The sequence below is a fragment of the Dactylosporangium sp. McL0621 genome (assembly GCF_049995355.1).
Lineage (GTDB): Bacteria > Actinomycetota > Actinomycetes > Mycobacteriales > Micromonosporaceae > Dactylosporangium.
This window is the reverse complement of sequence record NZ_CP188259.1, coordinates 8,837,226-8,850,570: the sequence shown is the minus strand read 5'-3', so window position 1 is coordinate 8,850,570 and position 13,345 is coordinate 8,837,226. Positions and strand designations below refer to the sequence as shown.

Annotated in this window: 14 protein-coding genes; 2 read left to right on the top strand and 12 right to left on the bottom strand. The window is 73.5% G+C overall.

Translation table 11 applies throughout. From position 1 onward, the window contains the following. Positions 1-148: 148 nt before the first annotated feature. On the top strand, positions 149-2,173 hold the full coding sequence (locus ACPPVO_RS41985; RefSeq protein ID WP_426504147.1) for an amylo-alpha-1,6-glucosidase: 2,025 nt from the start codon (positions 149-151) through the stop codon (positions 2,171-2,173). A 25-nt stretch (positions 2,174-2,198) separates the two neighbouring features. Beyond that, positions 2,199-3,707: a glycosyltransferase family 4 protein gene (locus tag ACPPVO_RS41980; RefSeq protein WP_426504146.1), complete on the top strand. Its 1,509-nt coding sequence runs from the start codon at positions 2,199-2,201 to the stop codon at positions 3,705-3,707. A 13-nt stretch (positions 3,708-3,720) separates the two neighbouring features. Here the strand turns inward: ACPPVO_RS41980 and ACPPVO_RS41975 are convergent, their stop codons facing one another. The 12 genes from ACPPVO_RS41975 to ACPPVO_RS41920 all read right to left on the bottom strand — a co-directional run bounded on the left by ACPPVO_RS41975 (position 3,721) and on the right by ACPPVO_RS41920 (position 13,297). After that, positions 3,721-4,338, bottom strand: coding sequence for a DUF2461 domain-containing protein (locus ACPPVO_RS41975; protein ID WP_426504145.1), 618 nt, complete (start codon positions 4,336-4,338; stop codon positions 3,721-3,723). A gap of 10 nt (positions 4,339-4,348) precedes the next feature. After that, positions 4,349-4,987, bottom strand: coding sequence for a DJ-1/PfpI family protein (locus tag ACPPVO_RS41970; protein WP_426504144.1), 639 nt, complete (start codon positions 4,985-4,987; stop codon positions 4,349-4,351). 1 nt (position 4,988) lies between these two features. After that, positions 4,989-5,930 carry a GlxA family transcriptional regulator gene (locus tag ACPPVO_RS41965; protein ID WP_426504143.1) on the bottom strand — a complete coding sequence of 314 codons (942 nt, stop codon included), beginning with the start codon at positions 5,928-5,930 and terminating at the stop codon, positions 4,989-4,991. 307 nt (positions 5,931-6,237) lie between these two features. After that, entirely contained in the window at positions 6,238-6,966 is a 729-nt protein-coding gene (locus ACPPVO_RS41960; protein WP_426504142.1) for a MerR family transcriptional regulator, read from the bottom strand. A gap of 1,388 nt (positions 6,967-8,354) precedes the next feature. Beyond that, positions 8,355-8,819 carry a bifunctional nuclease family protein gene (locus ACPPVO_RS41955; protein ID WP_223093836.1) on the bottom strand — a complete coding sequence of 155 codons (465 nt, stop codon included), beginning with the start codon at positions 8,817-8,819 and terminating at the stop codon, positions 8,355-8,357. A gap of 295 nt (positions 8,820-9,114) precedes the next feature. Next, positions 9,115-9,762 carry a MerR family transcriptional regulator gene (locus tag ACPPVO_RS41950; protein ID WP_426514789.1) on the bottom strand — a complete coding sequence of 216 codons (648 nt, stop codon included), beginning with the start codon at positions 9,760-9,762 and terminating at the stop codon, positions 9,115-9,117. A gap of 73 nt (positions 9,763-9,835) precedes the next feature. Further along, positions 9,836-10,276, bottom strand: coding sequence for an oxoglutarate dehydrogenase inhibitor Odhl (odhI, locus tag ACPPVO_RS41945; protein WP_350613525.1), 441 nt, complete (start codon positions 10,274-10,276; stop codon positions 9,836-9,838). Between the two features lie 163 nt (positions 10,277-10,439). Then, positions 10,440-10,820 carry a glycine cleavage system protein GcvH gene (gene gcvH / locus ACPPVO_RS41940; RefSeq protein ID WP_426504141.1) on the bottom strand — a complete coding sequence of 127 codons (381 nt, stop codon included), beginning with the start codon at positions 10,818-10,820 and terminating at the stop codon, positions 10,440-10,442. Between the two features lie 25 nt (positions 10,821-10,845). Then, on the bottom strand, positions 10,846-11,541 hold the full coding sequence (locus ACPPVO_RS41935; protein WP_426504140.1) for a DUF881 domain-containing protein: 696 nt from the start codon (positions 11,539-11,541) through the stop codon (positions 10,846-10,848). Positions 11,542-11,544: 3 nt separating this feature from the next. Beyond that, complete coding sequence (locus ACPPVO_RS41930) at positions 11,545-11,877, bottom strand: small basic family protein (protein ID WP_350613529.1); 333 nt, start codon at positions 11,875-11,877, stop codon at positions 11,545-11,547. Then, positions 11,874-12,704, bottom strand: coding sequence for a DUF881 domain-containing protein (locus tag ACPPVO_RS41925; protein WP_360388282.1), 831 nt, complete (start codon positions 12,702-12,704; stop codon positions 11,874-11,876). Before ACPPVO_RS41925 ends, ACPPVO_RS41930 begins: the two co-directional genes overlap by 4 nt. Continuing rightward, positions 12,701-13,297 (bottom strand): CDP-alcohol phosphatidyltransferase family protein, encoded by a 597-nt coding sequence (locus tag ACPPVO_RS41920; protein WP_426504139.1) that lies wholly within the window; start codon positions 13,295-13,297, stop codon positions 12,701-12,703. Before ACPPVO_RS41920 ends, ACPPVO_RS41925 begins: the two co-directional genes overlap by 4 nt. Positions 13,298-13,345 lie beyond the last annotated feature (48 nt).

Sequence of the window (13,345 nt, the reverse complement as noted above, 5' to 3'; positions counted from 1 at the left end):
GAAGCTGGCTGCCATATGCCCCGTGGGCCCAATAATGAATCGTGCTCGGCGACACGTCGGATTTCCGACACGGTCGCGGGATGAATCTCCGGCAAATTCAGCCGTGGCGTGCGTTTGAAACAAGGGGGAACGGATCATAGTTGGGCACATGCCCCCCGGTTCGGTGATGACCTTCGGCCCGCATGCCTGTGCCACCCCGGCGGGATTCGAGGCGGAGTGGCTGGTCACCGACGGACTCGGGGGATACGCGACCGGCACCATCGCGGGTCTGCGCACCCGGCGGTACCACGCGCTCCTCGTCACCCCCGAACGCCGCGTCGCCCTCGCCGCCCTCGACCCGGTCCTGCGCCTGACCGGCGGGGCCGAGCACCGCCTCGCCGTGCACGAGTGGGGCTCCGGCGCGATCGACCCGTCGGGCCATCACCTCCTCGAGTCCTTCGAGCTCGTCGACGGCGTACCCCGGTGGCGCTGGCGGATCGGCGAGTACGTCCTCGAGCGCGAGGTCGCCATGGTGTACGGCCGCAACGCCGTCGCCGTCGTCCACCGCCTGGTCGCCGCCCCGCCCGGGGCGCGGGTCCGGCTCACGCTCAGCGCCCTGTGCACGTGGCGCGACGCCGACACCGAGCGCTGCTGCACCGGCGAGCCGCCGGCCGTCGCCGCCGCCGGCACCGGGTTCGCCGTCGAGGACGCCTACCGGGTCGACGGGCCCGGCTTCGTACCGGCCGGGGCGTGGTACCTCGACGCGTACTACCGCGAGGAGACCGCCCGCGGCCTCAACCCGGTGGAGGACCTCTGGGCCGCCGGGACGTTCGCGGCCGACCTGCGCGCCGGCGAGACCCTGACCGTCACCGCCCGCTCCGGCCTCGCCGACCCGGCCCCGCTGCCCGACGGCCCCGCCGTGGTCGAGGCGGCCCGCCGCCGCGCCCGCAAGCTCGTGCGCCAGGCCGGCGTGCGCACCGGCGCCGAGCGCCTGCTCACTCTCGCCGCCGACCAGTGCATCGTCGAGCGCGACGGGGTGCCCGACGTGATCGCCGGGTACCCGTGGTTCGGCAGCTACCTGCGCGACACCATGACCGCCTACGAGGGGCTGTTCCTGCACACCGGCCGCGCCGCCGAGGGCCGCCGGCTGCTGCGGTCCCACGCCGGCCTCGGCGCCCGCATGCGGGCCGAGGAGCTGGGCGAGGCCGACGGGCCGCTGTGGTACGTCCACGCCGTCGAACGGCACGTCACCCGCACCGGCGACGAGGAGCTCGCCGCGGAGCTGCTGCCGGCGGTGGAGGCGGTCGTCGCGGCGTACACCAAGGGCACCCGCGACGGCGTGACCGTCGACCCCCTCGACGGGCTGCTCGCCCTCGACGCCGAGCACGCCGGCCGGACCTGGATGAACACCCGGCTGCCGCGCGGCCCGGTGACCCCGCGCGACGGCAAGCCGGTCGAGCTCAACGCCTTGTGGGCCAACGCCCTCGGTGCCATCGCCGCGCTGCGGGAACGCTGCGGCCGCGACGCGTCGGTCGTGCACACCCGCCGCGACGCCGTGCGCGCCCAGTTCGTGAAGCGCTTCCGGGCCCCGGACGGCTGGCTGCACGACATCGTCGACGCCGGCCCCGCGCCGTACCCGAAGGGCGGCTCCGGCGTCCACGACGACTCGGTGCTGCGCCCCAACCAGCTGCTCGCCTTCAGCCTGCCGTACGCGCCCGGAGCCGACGAGCCGCGCCTGCGCGACGACGTGCTGCGCGCCGTGGGGGAGAGCCTGCTCACGCCGCTGGGACTACGCACGCTCGGGCCCGGGGAGTACGGGTACGTCGGGGCCCACCGGGGTGGTGTCGTCGCCCGGGACACGGCATATCACCAGGGAACGGTGTGGCCGTGGTGGCTCGGGCCGTACGTCGACGCGATGTGTGCCGCCGGCCGGCCGGTGGACGCGCTACCCGCCGCCATTGAGGGACATTTGGGTGAGTGCGGTCTCGGCTCGGTCAGCGAGATCGCGGAGGGTGACGCTCCGTACCGCCCGACCGGGGCGCCGTTCTCCGCCCGTTCGGTCGCGGCATTGCTGCACGCCCGCGCGGTGATCAGGCAAAACTGCAACTTGCAAGGTGCACGCCCGGCCGCTCCGGGAAAAGCAAAATTGACCCGCGAAGCCGGTCCGCGGAAGCGTCGGAACACGCTACGGTGACAGTCGGCGACGAGAGGTATCCGCTATGCGCGTATTGATGATCGCCTGGGACTTCCCTTCTAGTGACGGACGGACCGGTGCGCTCTCGGCCGCGCTGGCCGCCGCCGGCCACGATGTCACGGTCGTCGCGCGCCACCAGCCCGGCGCCCCGTCGGCCGCGGGCGCCGTCCGCGTGGTCCGCGCCGCCGCCGCCGGGCCGCTGACCGACGACTCCGAGCTCAACGACACAGGCCTCGTCGGTGCAGACGGCGCCGGCCTGCGCCACCTCGCCCACACCATGGCCGTCAACCACCTGCTGGCCGAGGCCGCCGTGCGCACCGCGCCCGAGGCCGGCTACGACGTGATCCACGCCCACGGCTGGCTCGTCACCCACGCCGCCGTCACGCTCAAGGAGCACTTCGGCATCCCGTTCGTCGCCTCCCTGCAGGCCACCGAGGCCGGTCGTCACCAGGGTTACCTCGAGGGTGAGCAGAGCCGGTCCGTGCACTCCGTCGAGTGGTGGCTGGGCTCCGAGGCCTGCCGGGTGATCGTGCCGACCGAGTACCTGCGCTGGGAGGTCCAGCACCTCTTCGACGTCCCCGCCGAGCGGGTCGACGTCGTGCCCAGCGGCATCGACCCCGGCATCTGGACCGCCGAGCCCCGCGCCGTGCTGCAGGCCCGGCTCCGGTTCGCCGGCGAGGGCCCGCTGCTCGTCTACGCCGGCCGCCTCATCGCCGAGAAGGGCGTGCAGGACCTGCTGGCCGCGATGCCCGCGATCCGCGAGCGCCACCCCGGCACCCGCGCGGTCGTGGTCGGCGACGGCTCCTACCGCGGCGCCCTGATCGAGGAGGCGCGCCGCCTCAAGCTGCACCGCGCCGTCTCCTTCCCCGGCACCCTGGACCAGCCGACCCTGGCCGCGGTCCTCGCCGCCGCGGACGCGTTCGTCATGCCCAGCCGCTACGAGCCGACCGGCACCGTCGCCCTGGAGGCCGCGGCCTCGGGCGCCGCCCTGGTCGTCGCCTCGACCGGCGGCCTCGCCGCGATCGTCGAGCACGGCGTCACCGGCATCCGCTTCCCGGCCGGCGACCCCGACGGGCTCGCCGACGCCGTCGGCGCCCTGCTGCAGGACCCGATGTTCGCCCAGACCCTCGCCACCCGCGCCCGCGCCATGGCCCGGGAGCGGCACTCGTGGCACGCGATCGCGGCCCGCACCGCGGCCGTCTACGGCGCGGCGGTCGACGAGGCCCCGGCCTTCGAGGCCCGCCGGCGCGCCACCGTCCTCGGCAGCGGCCTGCCCGTCGTCTTCGTCCCGCCCGGCAACCTCCTCGCCGACCCGCCGAGCGTGCCGGTGGGCGAGCGGCCGTCGAGCCTCGTCCGCGCGGCCGCCGAGGAGGCCGCCTGGCAGGCCGGCGCCGACGCGGCGCGGGCGGCGCTGGCCGCGGAGGGCCGGCGGTGGTCGGAGCCGGGGGCGCGTGAGGCGGCCGACCGTGACGCCGCCGCCCGGGCGGCCGCGGCGTCGTTCGACGTGCTGATGGCGGCGGTCGAGCGCCGCTGACGCCCAGCCCTGGCTAGGTGTGGGTGGCCAGCCATTCCTGCAGTGGCTGGCAGCCGCGCAGGAACGTCTCGACGTGCCCGCGGGCCTTGGCGGTGCCCAGCCACGGCTTCAGCGGGAACTGGTGCCAGGCGATGAGCCCCTTGTGGCGCAACAGCTCCGCCCGCGGGTGCTCCTTGTCGAAGCCGCGCGGCACCGTCTTGAGCTGCTCGTGCGACGTCACCGACCAGCCGCGCCCCTCCAGCTCCGCCACGATGGCGGCGAGCCGCAGCCCGCTGGCGTCGGCGGCGACGGCCTGGCGGTACCGGGCCAGCCGCGCCGGTTCCATCATGTACGCCCCGGCGCCGGCGGCCAGCCCCGCGGCCGTGAGCTGGAGGTAGCCGCCGCGCTCGAAGGAGGCGGCGCACGACGTCTTGTACGGGGACTTGTCGGCGCTGAAGCGCACGTCCCGGTACGGCCGGAAGATCTTCGCCGGTCCGAACTCCGGCTCGAGCTCCGCGAGCAGCTCGGTCATCGGGCCGCGCACCTGGTCGTCGTACGTGCTCTTGTGCGCGGTCCAGTATGTCTTGGAGTTGTCCGCCTCGAGGCCGTCGTAGAACTCGAGCGCCTCGGCGGGCCAGCCACGGAACGTCACGCCCTGGAGCTTACGACGAGACCACGAGGTGCCGGTTGGCGCGCAGGTACTCCACGATCCCGGGCGGCGCCGAGGCGGGGGAGCCGGCGGCGAAGGGCGGGCGCGGGTCGTACTCGATCGCGAGCTGGATCGCCTGCGCGACCTGGGGTCCGGCGATCCGCCCGGCGAGGGTGAGGGCCAGGTCGATGCCGGCGGAGACGCCGGCCGCGGTGGCGTACCTGCCGTCGATGACCACCCGTTCGGGCGAGGGCGTCGCACCGTACTCCCGCAGCTTGTCGGTGACGAGCCAGTGGGAGGTGGCGGCGCGCCCGCGCAGCAGCCCGGCGGCGGCGAGGATCAGCGAGCCGGTGCACACCGACGCCATCCACGTCGCGGTGCCGTCGACCGTGCGCAGCCACTCGTGCAGCTCCTCGTCGCCGACCTGGGCGGCGATGTCGGGGCCGCCGGGGACGACGACGAGGTCGGGGTCGGAGACCTCGGAGAAGTCGCACGTCACGCCCAGGCTGAGCCGGCCGGTGTCCGTCGTGACCGTGCCCCGGCCCGAGCCGGTGAACACGATCTCGGCGCCGGGCAGGCGGGACAGGACCTCGTAGGGTCCGACGATGTCCAGGGCGGTCATCCGGGGGTACAACACCAGTGCGGTTCGCATGTCAGAATCGCTCCCGATAGTCGGCCGGGCCGACGCCCAGCTCGCGGACGAAGGCGCGGCGCAGCGCCTCCGGTGTGCCGTATCCGCACTCCTTGGCCACCTCTTCGACGCCGTGGTGGCCCTCTTCGAGCAGCCGGCGGGCGGCCTCGAGGCGCACCCGGTCGACGTAGCGCCCCGGCGGCGTGCCGACCTCGGCCGCGAAGGCGCGGCTGAACTGGCGCGGCGACAGGTTGGCCCGGCGGGCGAGCGCGGGCACGGACAGGTCGGCGCCGGGGTGCTCGGCCGCGTACCGCTGGATCTCCCGCAGCGGGTCCCGCGCGGCGACCTGGGCCGCGAGCTGGACGCTGAACTGCCGCTGCCCGCCCGGCCGGCGCAGGAACATGACGAGGTGCCGGGCGATGCCGAGCGCGACGTCGCGGCCGAGGTCGGCCTCGACCAGGGCGAGGGCCAGGTCGATGCCGGCGGTGACCCCGGCCGAGGTCCAGATCGCCCCGTCGCGCACGAAGATCGGCTCCGCGTCGACGGTGACCTGCGGGAAGCGCCGCGCCAGCGACGCGCATTTGTCCCAGTGCGTGGTGGCCCGCCGCCCGTCGAGGAGCCCGGCCTCGGCCAGCAGGAACGCGCCGGTGCAGACCGACATCAGCCGCGGCGCGCGCGGGCCGTGCTCGCGCAGCCAGGCGACGAGCCGCGGGTCGTTCGTGCGGGTGCCGTCGCCGCCGGGCACGACGAGCAGGTCGGCGTTCTCGGCCGCGGCGAGTGTGACGTCGGGCAGCAGCCGCAGGCCGCTGGAGGTGCGCACGGGGAGTCCGTCGAGGCCGGCGATCCGGGTTTCGTACCGCCCACCCGCCGCGCTGGCCCCGGTGAAGACCTCGAGGGGGCCGGTGACGTCGAGGCTCTGGACCCCGTCGAAGACCACGATCACGACTTGCTGCGCCGCCGGCATGCTTTCGATCCTGGCGGTTCGTCCGGCACGTCAGCAACGACGTGCTTCCCACCTTTTCGGCCATGCCCCGGTTTTTGTCGTACCCCTGTTCTAAGTTGGAGGCATGTTCAGGGCACTGCTCCACCGTGGGGTCTCGGCCGCCGGCGCGTCGGCGTCGGCTCCGACCCGTTGGTGGGGGCGGTCGGCCCGCGCGTCAGCGGCGCGGCTCCGTTGGTGGGGCCGGTCAGCCCGCGCGTCGGCGGCGCGGTTCCGTGGGTGGGGCCGGTCGGCCCGCGCTTCGGCGGCGCGGCTTCGTTGGTGGGGCCGGTCAGCCGGCGCGGCGGCGGGCGCGGCGCATCGCCAGTTCGTCGCCGCCGGTGAACGCCTCGCCGGCGCTGCCGGTCGCGGGGGGCGCGGGCAGTTCCTCGCCGGTGGTCGCGGCCTCGGCCGGCAGGTGCGACAGGGTGCCCTCGATCTCCTTGAACGCCCCGGATATGGCGATGCCGAAGACGCCCTGCCCGCCCTGGAGGAGGTCGACGACCTCTTCGGGGGACCGGCACTCGTAGACGGTGGTCCCGTCGGAGATGAGGGTGATCCCGGCGAGGTCCCCGACTCCGCGCGAGCGCAGCGTGTCGATGGCCTTGCGGATGTTCTGCAGGGAGACCCCGGCGTCGAGGAGGCGCTTGACGACCTTGAGCACGACGATGTCGCGGAAGGAGTAGAGGCGCTGGCTGCCGGAGCCGCTCGCGTCGCGCACGGAGGGCACGACGAGCCCGGTGCGGGCCCAGTAGTCGAGCTGGCGGTAGCTGATGCCGGCGGCGTGGCAGGCGGTGGGCCCGCGGTATCCGACGTCGTCGGCGTCCGCGATCCCGGGCGTGCGGCCGTTTTCGAGGCCCGGGCCGGACCCGGTGCTGGAACCCGCCTCAAAGGCGTCCACGTCGCCTCCGATGCTGCTGCTGTGGTGGTGGCCCGGGTGGGCGGTGCCGGCGCCCGGGTGGGGACGGTGGTCGAGCTGCGGACCGGCGGCGTACGCGGGGCCGGCCGTGCGGTGATCCATGGTCGGGGTCACCTGGGCGTGCTCAGTGGCATGGCCGGGTATCCCGGGATCGGGCGGCTGTTGCATTGCGACCCACCTCCAGCGTCAACACCCGCAACCCTATAGCGCACCTTGAGGGTCTGCGGGGAGGTAACGCCGCGACACGCCGCGTGCCGGTGCGGGAAACCTTGCGCGCGTCCACCCGCGCCGGCGGCAAACCGTCGGTGACGGCACCCCGACGCTGCGGTTGACCCAGGCTCGACGCTACCTGTCCGGCCCCGGAAGACAAGCACCTTCACCGAACTGCGCAGCCGAATCCGCCCACGTCACACGGCCGTGTGCCCGTTTTGTTACCCGCGGCCGCCACCCCGCCGGCTCGGCCCACCCGCGCTCACCCCCGGACGGCGGCCGGCGCGCGCCCGGACCGGCACCGGGGAATCACCCGGCCGGTGGTTGAGGTGCTTCGCCCGCGCTCACCCGGGCCGGCGTACGTGGTTTCCGCATTCACCCGCGGCGTTCACCTGCACGCCCGGGCGCGTCGCGCCGGGATCACGGCTCAGGCCCTGTCCTGCCGATCATGCCGGCCTGCGCCGGGCCCAGACCCTCGCCCGGGCCGGCCCGGCGCGCTGCGCCAAGCCGGCCCGCCCGAGGCGCTGCGCGCGCCCCGCGAAGGCCGGGTCACAACCCCGGTAGCCAGTCCTCCGCGGGGCACACGCAGGCATGATCGGTAGCAGGACAGGGCCTGGCCGACCGCCTTCGCTTTCGGCTCGGCCGGTTTGGGTTCGGCCCGGCCGCTTCGCGTTTCAGTGACCGGTGGATGCGGTGCGCCGGCGGTGTTCGGCCGGGGCGGGCGGTGGTCTGCGCTGCCGGCGGGTCGACTGCCTGTCCGCGGGGTGGTTGCGGCGTGTCTGTGGCGTTCGGCCGGGGCCGGCGGGCCGGGCGGGTCGACGCCTGTCCGCGGGTGGATGCGGCGTGTGTGTGTTCGACCGGGGCCGGCGGGCTGGGCGGGTCGACGCCTGTCCGCGGGTGGATGCGGCGTGTGTGTGTTCGACCGGGGCCGGCGGGCCGGGCGGGTCGACGCCTGTCCGCGGGTGGTTGCGGCGTGTCTGTGGCGTTCGGCCGGGGCCGGCGGGCCGGGCGGGCCGACGCCTCGGTGGCCATCCGCAACGAGGTCGGCGCGGGCCCTGGATCTGGATGGCGTCCGCCCGCCGCTGGTCCGCTGTCTGCCTGCGTGTCGGTCGTGTGCGTGGCTCGCGGGATGCCGGCCTGCGAGCGCGCGAACGCGGCGGGCTCGGCCCGGGTCGACGATCCCGGCGGTCATCGGCCGGGTTGCCAATCCGTCCGCTCGGGCGCGGCGTTCTCGGCTTTCTGAAATCGCTGGGCGCCGCCGGAAAACGGTCCGGCCGATGTCAGCCGGCGAAATCCTCCGGGCGGACCTGCTCCAGGAACTCGCGGAACTTCTCGACCTCGTCCTCCTGCTCGTCGGGAATGACGATGGCGGCCTCGGTCAGGACCTGGTCGGCGCAGCGGATCGGGGCGCCCACGCGCAGGGCGAGCGCGATCGAGTCGCTGGGACGGGCGGAGACCCGGACGTTGTCGCCGATGACGAGCTCCGCGTAGAAGATGTTGTCGCGCATCTCCACGATCTCGACGGCGTGCAGCGGGGCCTTCAGGGCCGCGAGCATGTCGCGCATCAGATCGTGGGTCAGGGGTCGGGCCGGCTTCACGCCCTGCTGCTCGTAAGCGATCGCGGTGGCCTCTACCGCGCCGATCCAGATCGGCAGGTAACGGTCCCCGTCGACCTCCTTGAGCAACACGATGGGCTGATTGGTAGGCAGCTCCACGCGAACTCCGACCACATTCAGCTCTCGCACTGCCGCCTCCGTGTCGACTTGCCTCTCCCTGCACGTTACACGGACTCCACCGCAGTCGTGCCACCCGCGATGCCGGTGTGATGTGCCGAGTGGTGAAGATCGCCCAGGAACGGGGGCTGCGCGAAAGGTCCCGTTCACCCAGGTTTCTCCCGGAAGGGGGAGAACGTCCCTCCCGGGGAGGACGCCGTGGGACGTCCTGGGCCGTGGAGGAACGCCGTGAGGACGTCCCGGGCGGCAGAGAAGGCGGTGGGGACGTCCCGTTCGTGGCTGAGGAACGACGGAGACGGGAGCCGGCCTACTTGCCGAGGATCTCGCGCAGGCCCGCGCGCACCAGGGCGGCATGCACGCGCTGGGTCAGGGCCGCCAGCTCGTGGACCGTGTCCGCCGCCCGGGCGCGCCCCGCCGGGCCGTTCTGCCGGGTCAGCGGCGTGACGAGCTGGCTGAACAGGCCGATCTCGCGGTCCGCGGCGGCCCGGTACGCGCGCAGGTGCCTCGGCTCCACGCCGAACTCGGCCAGGCGTGCGGCGGCCGTGGCCACCTCGAGCGCGTCGGCGTCGTAGCCGGCGCCCGGGCGGGACTTGAGCAGGCCGTGGTCCTCCAGGGCCTGCAGCGCGGCGTCGGTGAGACCGGCCTTGTCGAGGAGCTCGGCGCGGGTGAGGCGGGTCTCCGCGGGTGCCTCGGCGGGTACCGAATCGGACACCTCGGTCAGGGGCTCGCGCATGGTCGCGAGGTGCTCGCGGATGACCCTCAGCGGCAGGTACTGGTCGCGCTGCGCGGTCAGCACGTAGCGCAGCCGGGCCACGTCCGTCCAGGTGTACTTGCGGTAGCCGGCCGGCGTGCGGCGCGGCTCGACGAGTCCCTCGGTCTCCAGGAAGCGCAGCTTGGAGATGGTGACGTCGGGGAAGTCGCCGCGCAGGTGCGCGAGGACCTCGCCGATGCTCATGAGACGCTCACCCCGGGTGATGTCCTCACCCGGGGTGGGGTTGTTCCAGGCGGCCGCCGACGCCGTCATCGCCTCAGCTCTCGTCGGGGCGCGGTCCTGCCACGAAGACGAGGCGGAACTTGCCGATCTGGACCTCGTCGCCATTGCTCAGCGTGGCCGCCTCGACCCGCTCGCGGTTGACGTAGGTGCCGTTGAGGCTGCCGACGTCGCGCACGGTGAAGGTGCCGCCCTCGCGGTGGAACTCGGCGTGGCGGCGCGAGACCGTCACGTCGTCGAGGAAGATGTCGCTGTCCGGGTGCCGGCCGCTCGTGGTCACGTCGTGGTCGAGCAGGAAGCGCGCGCCGGCGTTCGGGCCGCGGCGCACCGCCAGCAGGGCCGTGCCCGGCGGTAGTGAACCCGACATGCGGGTGGGCACCATGTCGTTGTCCGGCCCCTCGATGGCATCCTCAATGGCGCCAAGGTTGAGCGTGGACGTGACGTCGAGCGGGGGAAACTCGTCGTCTGGGCGCGTCATCGAACCACCTCACGGTCGTATGTCGGGATCAGCCGGATGCATCGGAAGCCGATTCACGCATACGGTTGACTGAGCGAGCCTAGTCACGCGCGAAATCACGGGTCAACCGGACGCGCGGCACGTGCGTACTACAAAAAACACGTGCGTCCTGAAAAATGAACGTTCAGCCGGCGGTGAGCGCCTCGTACGCCTTGGCGTCGAGCAGCCCGTCGACGGCCGCCGGGTCGGTGACCTTGAGCTCGACGAGCCAGCCCTCGCCGTATGGGTCGGAGTTGATGAGCTCCGGCGCGCCCTCCAGGGCGGGGTTGACCGCGACCACCTCACCGGCGACGGGCGCGTAGATCTCCGAGACGCTCTTGGTGGACTCGACCTCGCCGAGCGACCCGCCGGGCTCGAAGGCGGCCCCGACCTCGGGCAGCTGGACGAAGACGATGTCGCCCAGCGAGTCCTGCGCGTAGTGCGTGATGCCGACCTTGAAATTGCCCTCCCCGGCGGGGGCGAGCCATTCGTGTTCGGCGGTGTACCGCAGATCGTCGGGAATCACGTCAAGTCCTTCTTCGGTCGGCTGGCTATTGAGCGGGCTTGGCGTACTGCAGCGCACCGGCATTGTGCAACGCGTTGACGTGCACCGGGTCCATTTCGCGCACGGAAACCGTACCGCCGTGCTGGCGGACACTGTCCACGACCCCTCCCGGGATGTTCAGCGCCGTCCGCATGGTGTCCGGTCCTCCGATGACCGTGATCGTATACGGCGCGGTCACCGTCGTCCCGTCGACCACGAGGCGGCCCGCCTGCGGGGCGTCCACGAAGTACGTCGACGCCACGATGCGCACCGCGGGCCCGCCGGCCCCGGCGATCTGCAGGGCCTCGGCCCCGGCCCCGCGCAGCTCCTCGATGGCGTCGAGCACGGTTTCGGATTTTATTGCCTCGGTACCCGCCGTGAGGTCGATCTGCAAACCCGGCCCCTCGGCGGGGAGGGTCCCGGCCAGGATTCCGAGCTCGTCGGCGCGCTTGCGGGCCTCGGCCAGAGCAGCGTCGCGCCCCTGGGCGCCGGAGTCGAGCTGGCGCTGGGTGTCCTCGAGGTCGCCGATCTCGCCGCGGAGCCGGTCCTGCTGCGCATCGAGGTCGGAGAGGATGCGCACGAGGTCCTCGGGCCGGGCGGAGGACAGCTCGGCGTCGCTGCCGCCGGCCTTGAACTGCACCGCGACGGCGAAGCCGAGCAGGGCCAGCAGCACGGCGATGACGAGGTTGGCGGATCGGCCCACGGCTCAGGCCCGGAACAGGTGCCGGCGGATGGCCGCCACGTTGCCGAAGATCCGCACGCCGAGCACGACGACGACCCCGGTGGACAGCTGCCCGCCGACGCCGAGCTTGTCGCCCAGGTACACGATCAGCGCCGCGACCAGCACGTTGGACACGAACGACACGACGAACTGCTTGTCGTCGAAGATGCCGTCGAGCTTGGCCCGCAGCGCGCCGAAGACGGCGTCGAGGGCGGCGACGACGGCGATCGGCAGGTACGGCTGCAGCCCGAGCGGTACCGACGGCTCGAGGAAGACGCCGGCCGCAACCCCGATGGCCAGGGCGATCACGGCGATCATCGGGTGGGACCTCCAGAGGGAGAGGGTGTCCGGGCGTACTTCAACGGCGGCTCGCCGGAGCCGGCGAGCGTCAGGTTCGTGCGTTTCTTCACGCTGAACTGCATCCGATACTCCTCGACGTACCGCTTGAACCGCTTCGCCGTGCCCGAGGCGCCGAACGTGTCGGCGATGTCCGGCGGCCCGATCGCGGTGACCTCGTAGGGGCTGGTCACCGGCCGGAAGTCGACGAGGATGACGCCGCCCGCGGCCCGGATCGTGCCGGTCGCGGTGAGCCGCTGGCCGTTGACCGCGACCGCCTCCGCGCCGGCCTGCCACAGCCCGTTGGCGATGTCCTGCAGGTCGCGGTCGAGCACGACGCCGAGGTTCTCCTGGGTGGTGCGGCCGGTGACCGGGTCGACCTGCGGCGGCGCGTCGGCGATGCGGACCGCCACCCCGTCCCCGGTGACCTTGCCGGTGCCGGTGCCGGCGGCGAGGTCGCGCAGCCGGGCGGCGCTGTCGCCGTCGGCGAGGGCGTCGTCGCGGGCCCGGTCCACCTGGGCCCGCAGGTCGGCGGCGCGCCGCTGCAGGTCGTCGGCGGTCTGCTGGCGGGAGCGCACGTCGGCGACGAGGTCGTCGCGGGCCTTGGAGGTGCCCGGGGCGGCCTGCACCACCTGGTGGTACGCCACCGCGAACAGCAGCCCGATGGCCAGCATCGCCGCGGCCGTCAGCCACCGGCCCGACTTCGGCGGGGGCGCGTCCCCGCGGCGGGCGGCCGCGGCCGCGTACCCGGGGTCGAGCGGGTTGCGGAACAGCTCGCCGAGCAGGTCGTCGCGGCGCGGCGAGGTCACGACACGCCGGCGGCCGCGGCCCGCCCCGCGCGGACGTGCACCGTGGCCTGGATGGCGTAGAAGACGGCGGCGACCCAGTACAGGACAATGCCCCACCACAGCAGCGCCCACCCGCTGGGCTGCGCCCACGAGCGCGCGGAGTCGGAGAAGTGCGCGAGCAGCATCATTGGGAAGCCCATGAGCAGCACCGCGGTGGCGGTCTTGCCCACGTAGTGCACCGGCGGCGGGCCGTGGCCGAGGACCCGCAGCACCACCAGGACCAGCACCATCACGGCCTCGCGGGCCAGCAGCGCGATCGTGAACCACCAGGGCACGACGTCCTTGAACGTCAGCGCGAACAGGGTGGCGAGGATGTACAGCCGGTCGGCGAGCGGGTCCAGCAGCTCACCGAGGCGGCTGACCTGCTTCAGGCGGCGCGCCGCGAACCCGTCGACCCAGTCGCTGAGCCCGCCGATGACGAGCACGGCGACGGCCCAGCCGGTCGCGTCGGTGGCGAGGAACAGATACAGGAACAATGGCACGCCGAGCAGGCGCGTAAAACTGATGAGGTTCGGGACGGTGAGCACCGGCCCGAGACCCTGCCGGTCTGCCACGCCCGGAATGTTAACAGCCCGCACGGGTGACCTTGTGGAGGCGCTCGC

What these genes read in the sequence shown, in the direction of transcription:
- ACPPVO_RS41985 (WP_426504147.1), top strand. Translation starts at nt 149, where the DNA reads ATGCCCCCCGGTTCGGTGATGACCTTCGGCCCGCATGCCTGTGCCACC.
- ACPPVO_RS41980 (WP_426504146.1), top strand. Translation starts at nt 2,199, where the DNA reads ATGCGCGTATTGATGATCGCCTGGGACTTCCCTTCTAGTGACGGACGG.
- ACPPVO_RS41970 (WP_426504144.1), bottom strand. Translation starts at nt 4,987, where the DNA reads ATGCGAACCGCACTGGTGTTGTACCCCCGGATGACCGCCCTGGACATC.
- ACPPVO_RS41965 (WP_426504143.1), bottom strand. Translation starts at nt 5,930, where the DNA reads ATGCCGGCGGCGCAGCAAGTCGTGATCGTGGTCTTCGACGGGGTCCAG.
- ACPPVO_RS41960 (WP_426504142.1), bottom strand. Translation starts at nt 6,966, where the DNA reads ATGGATCACCGCACGGCCGGCCCCGCGTACGCCGCCGGTCCGCAGCTC.
- ACPPVO_RS41950 (WP_426514789.1), bottom strand. Translation starts at nt 9,762, where the DNA reads ATGAGCATCGGCGAGGTCCTCGCGCACCTGCGCGGCGACTTCCCCGAC.
- odhI (WP_350613525.1), bottom strand. Translation starts at nt 10,276, where the DNA reads ATGACGCGCCCAGACGACGAGTTTCCCCCGCTCGACGTCACGTCCACG.
- ACPPVO_RS41930 (WP_350613529.1), bottom strand. Translation starts at nt 11,877, where the DNA reads ATGATCGCCGTGATCGCCCTGGCCATCGGGGTTGCGGCCGGCGTCTTC.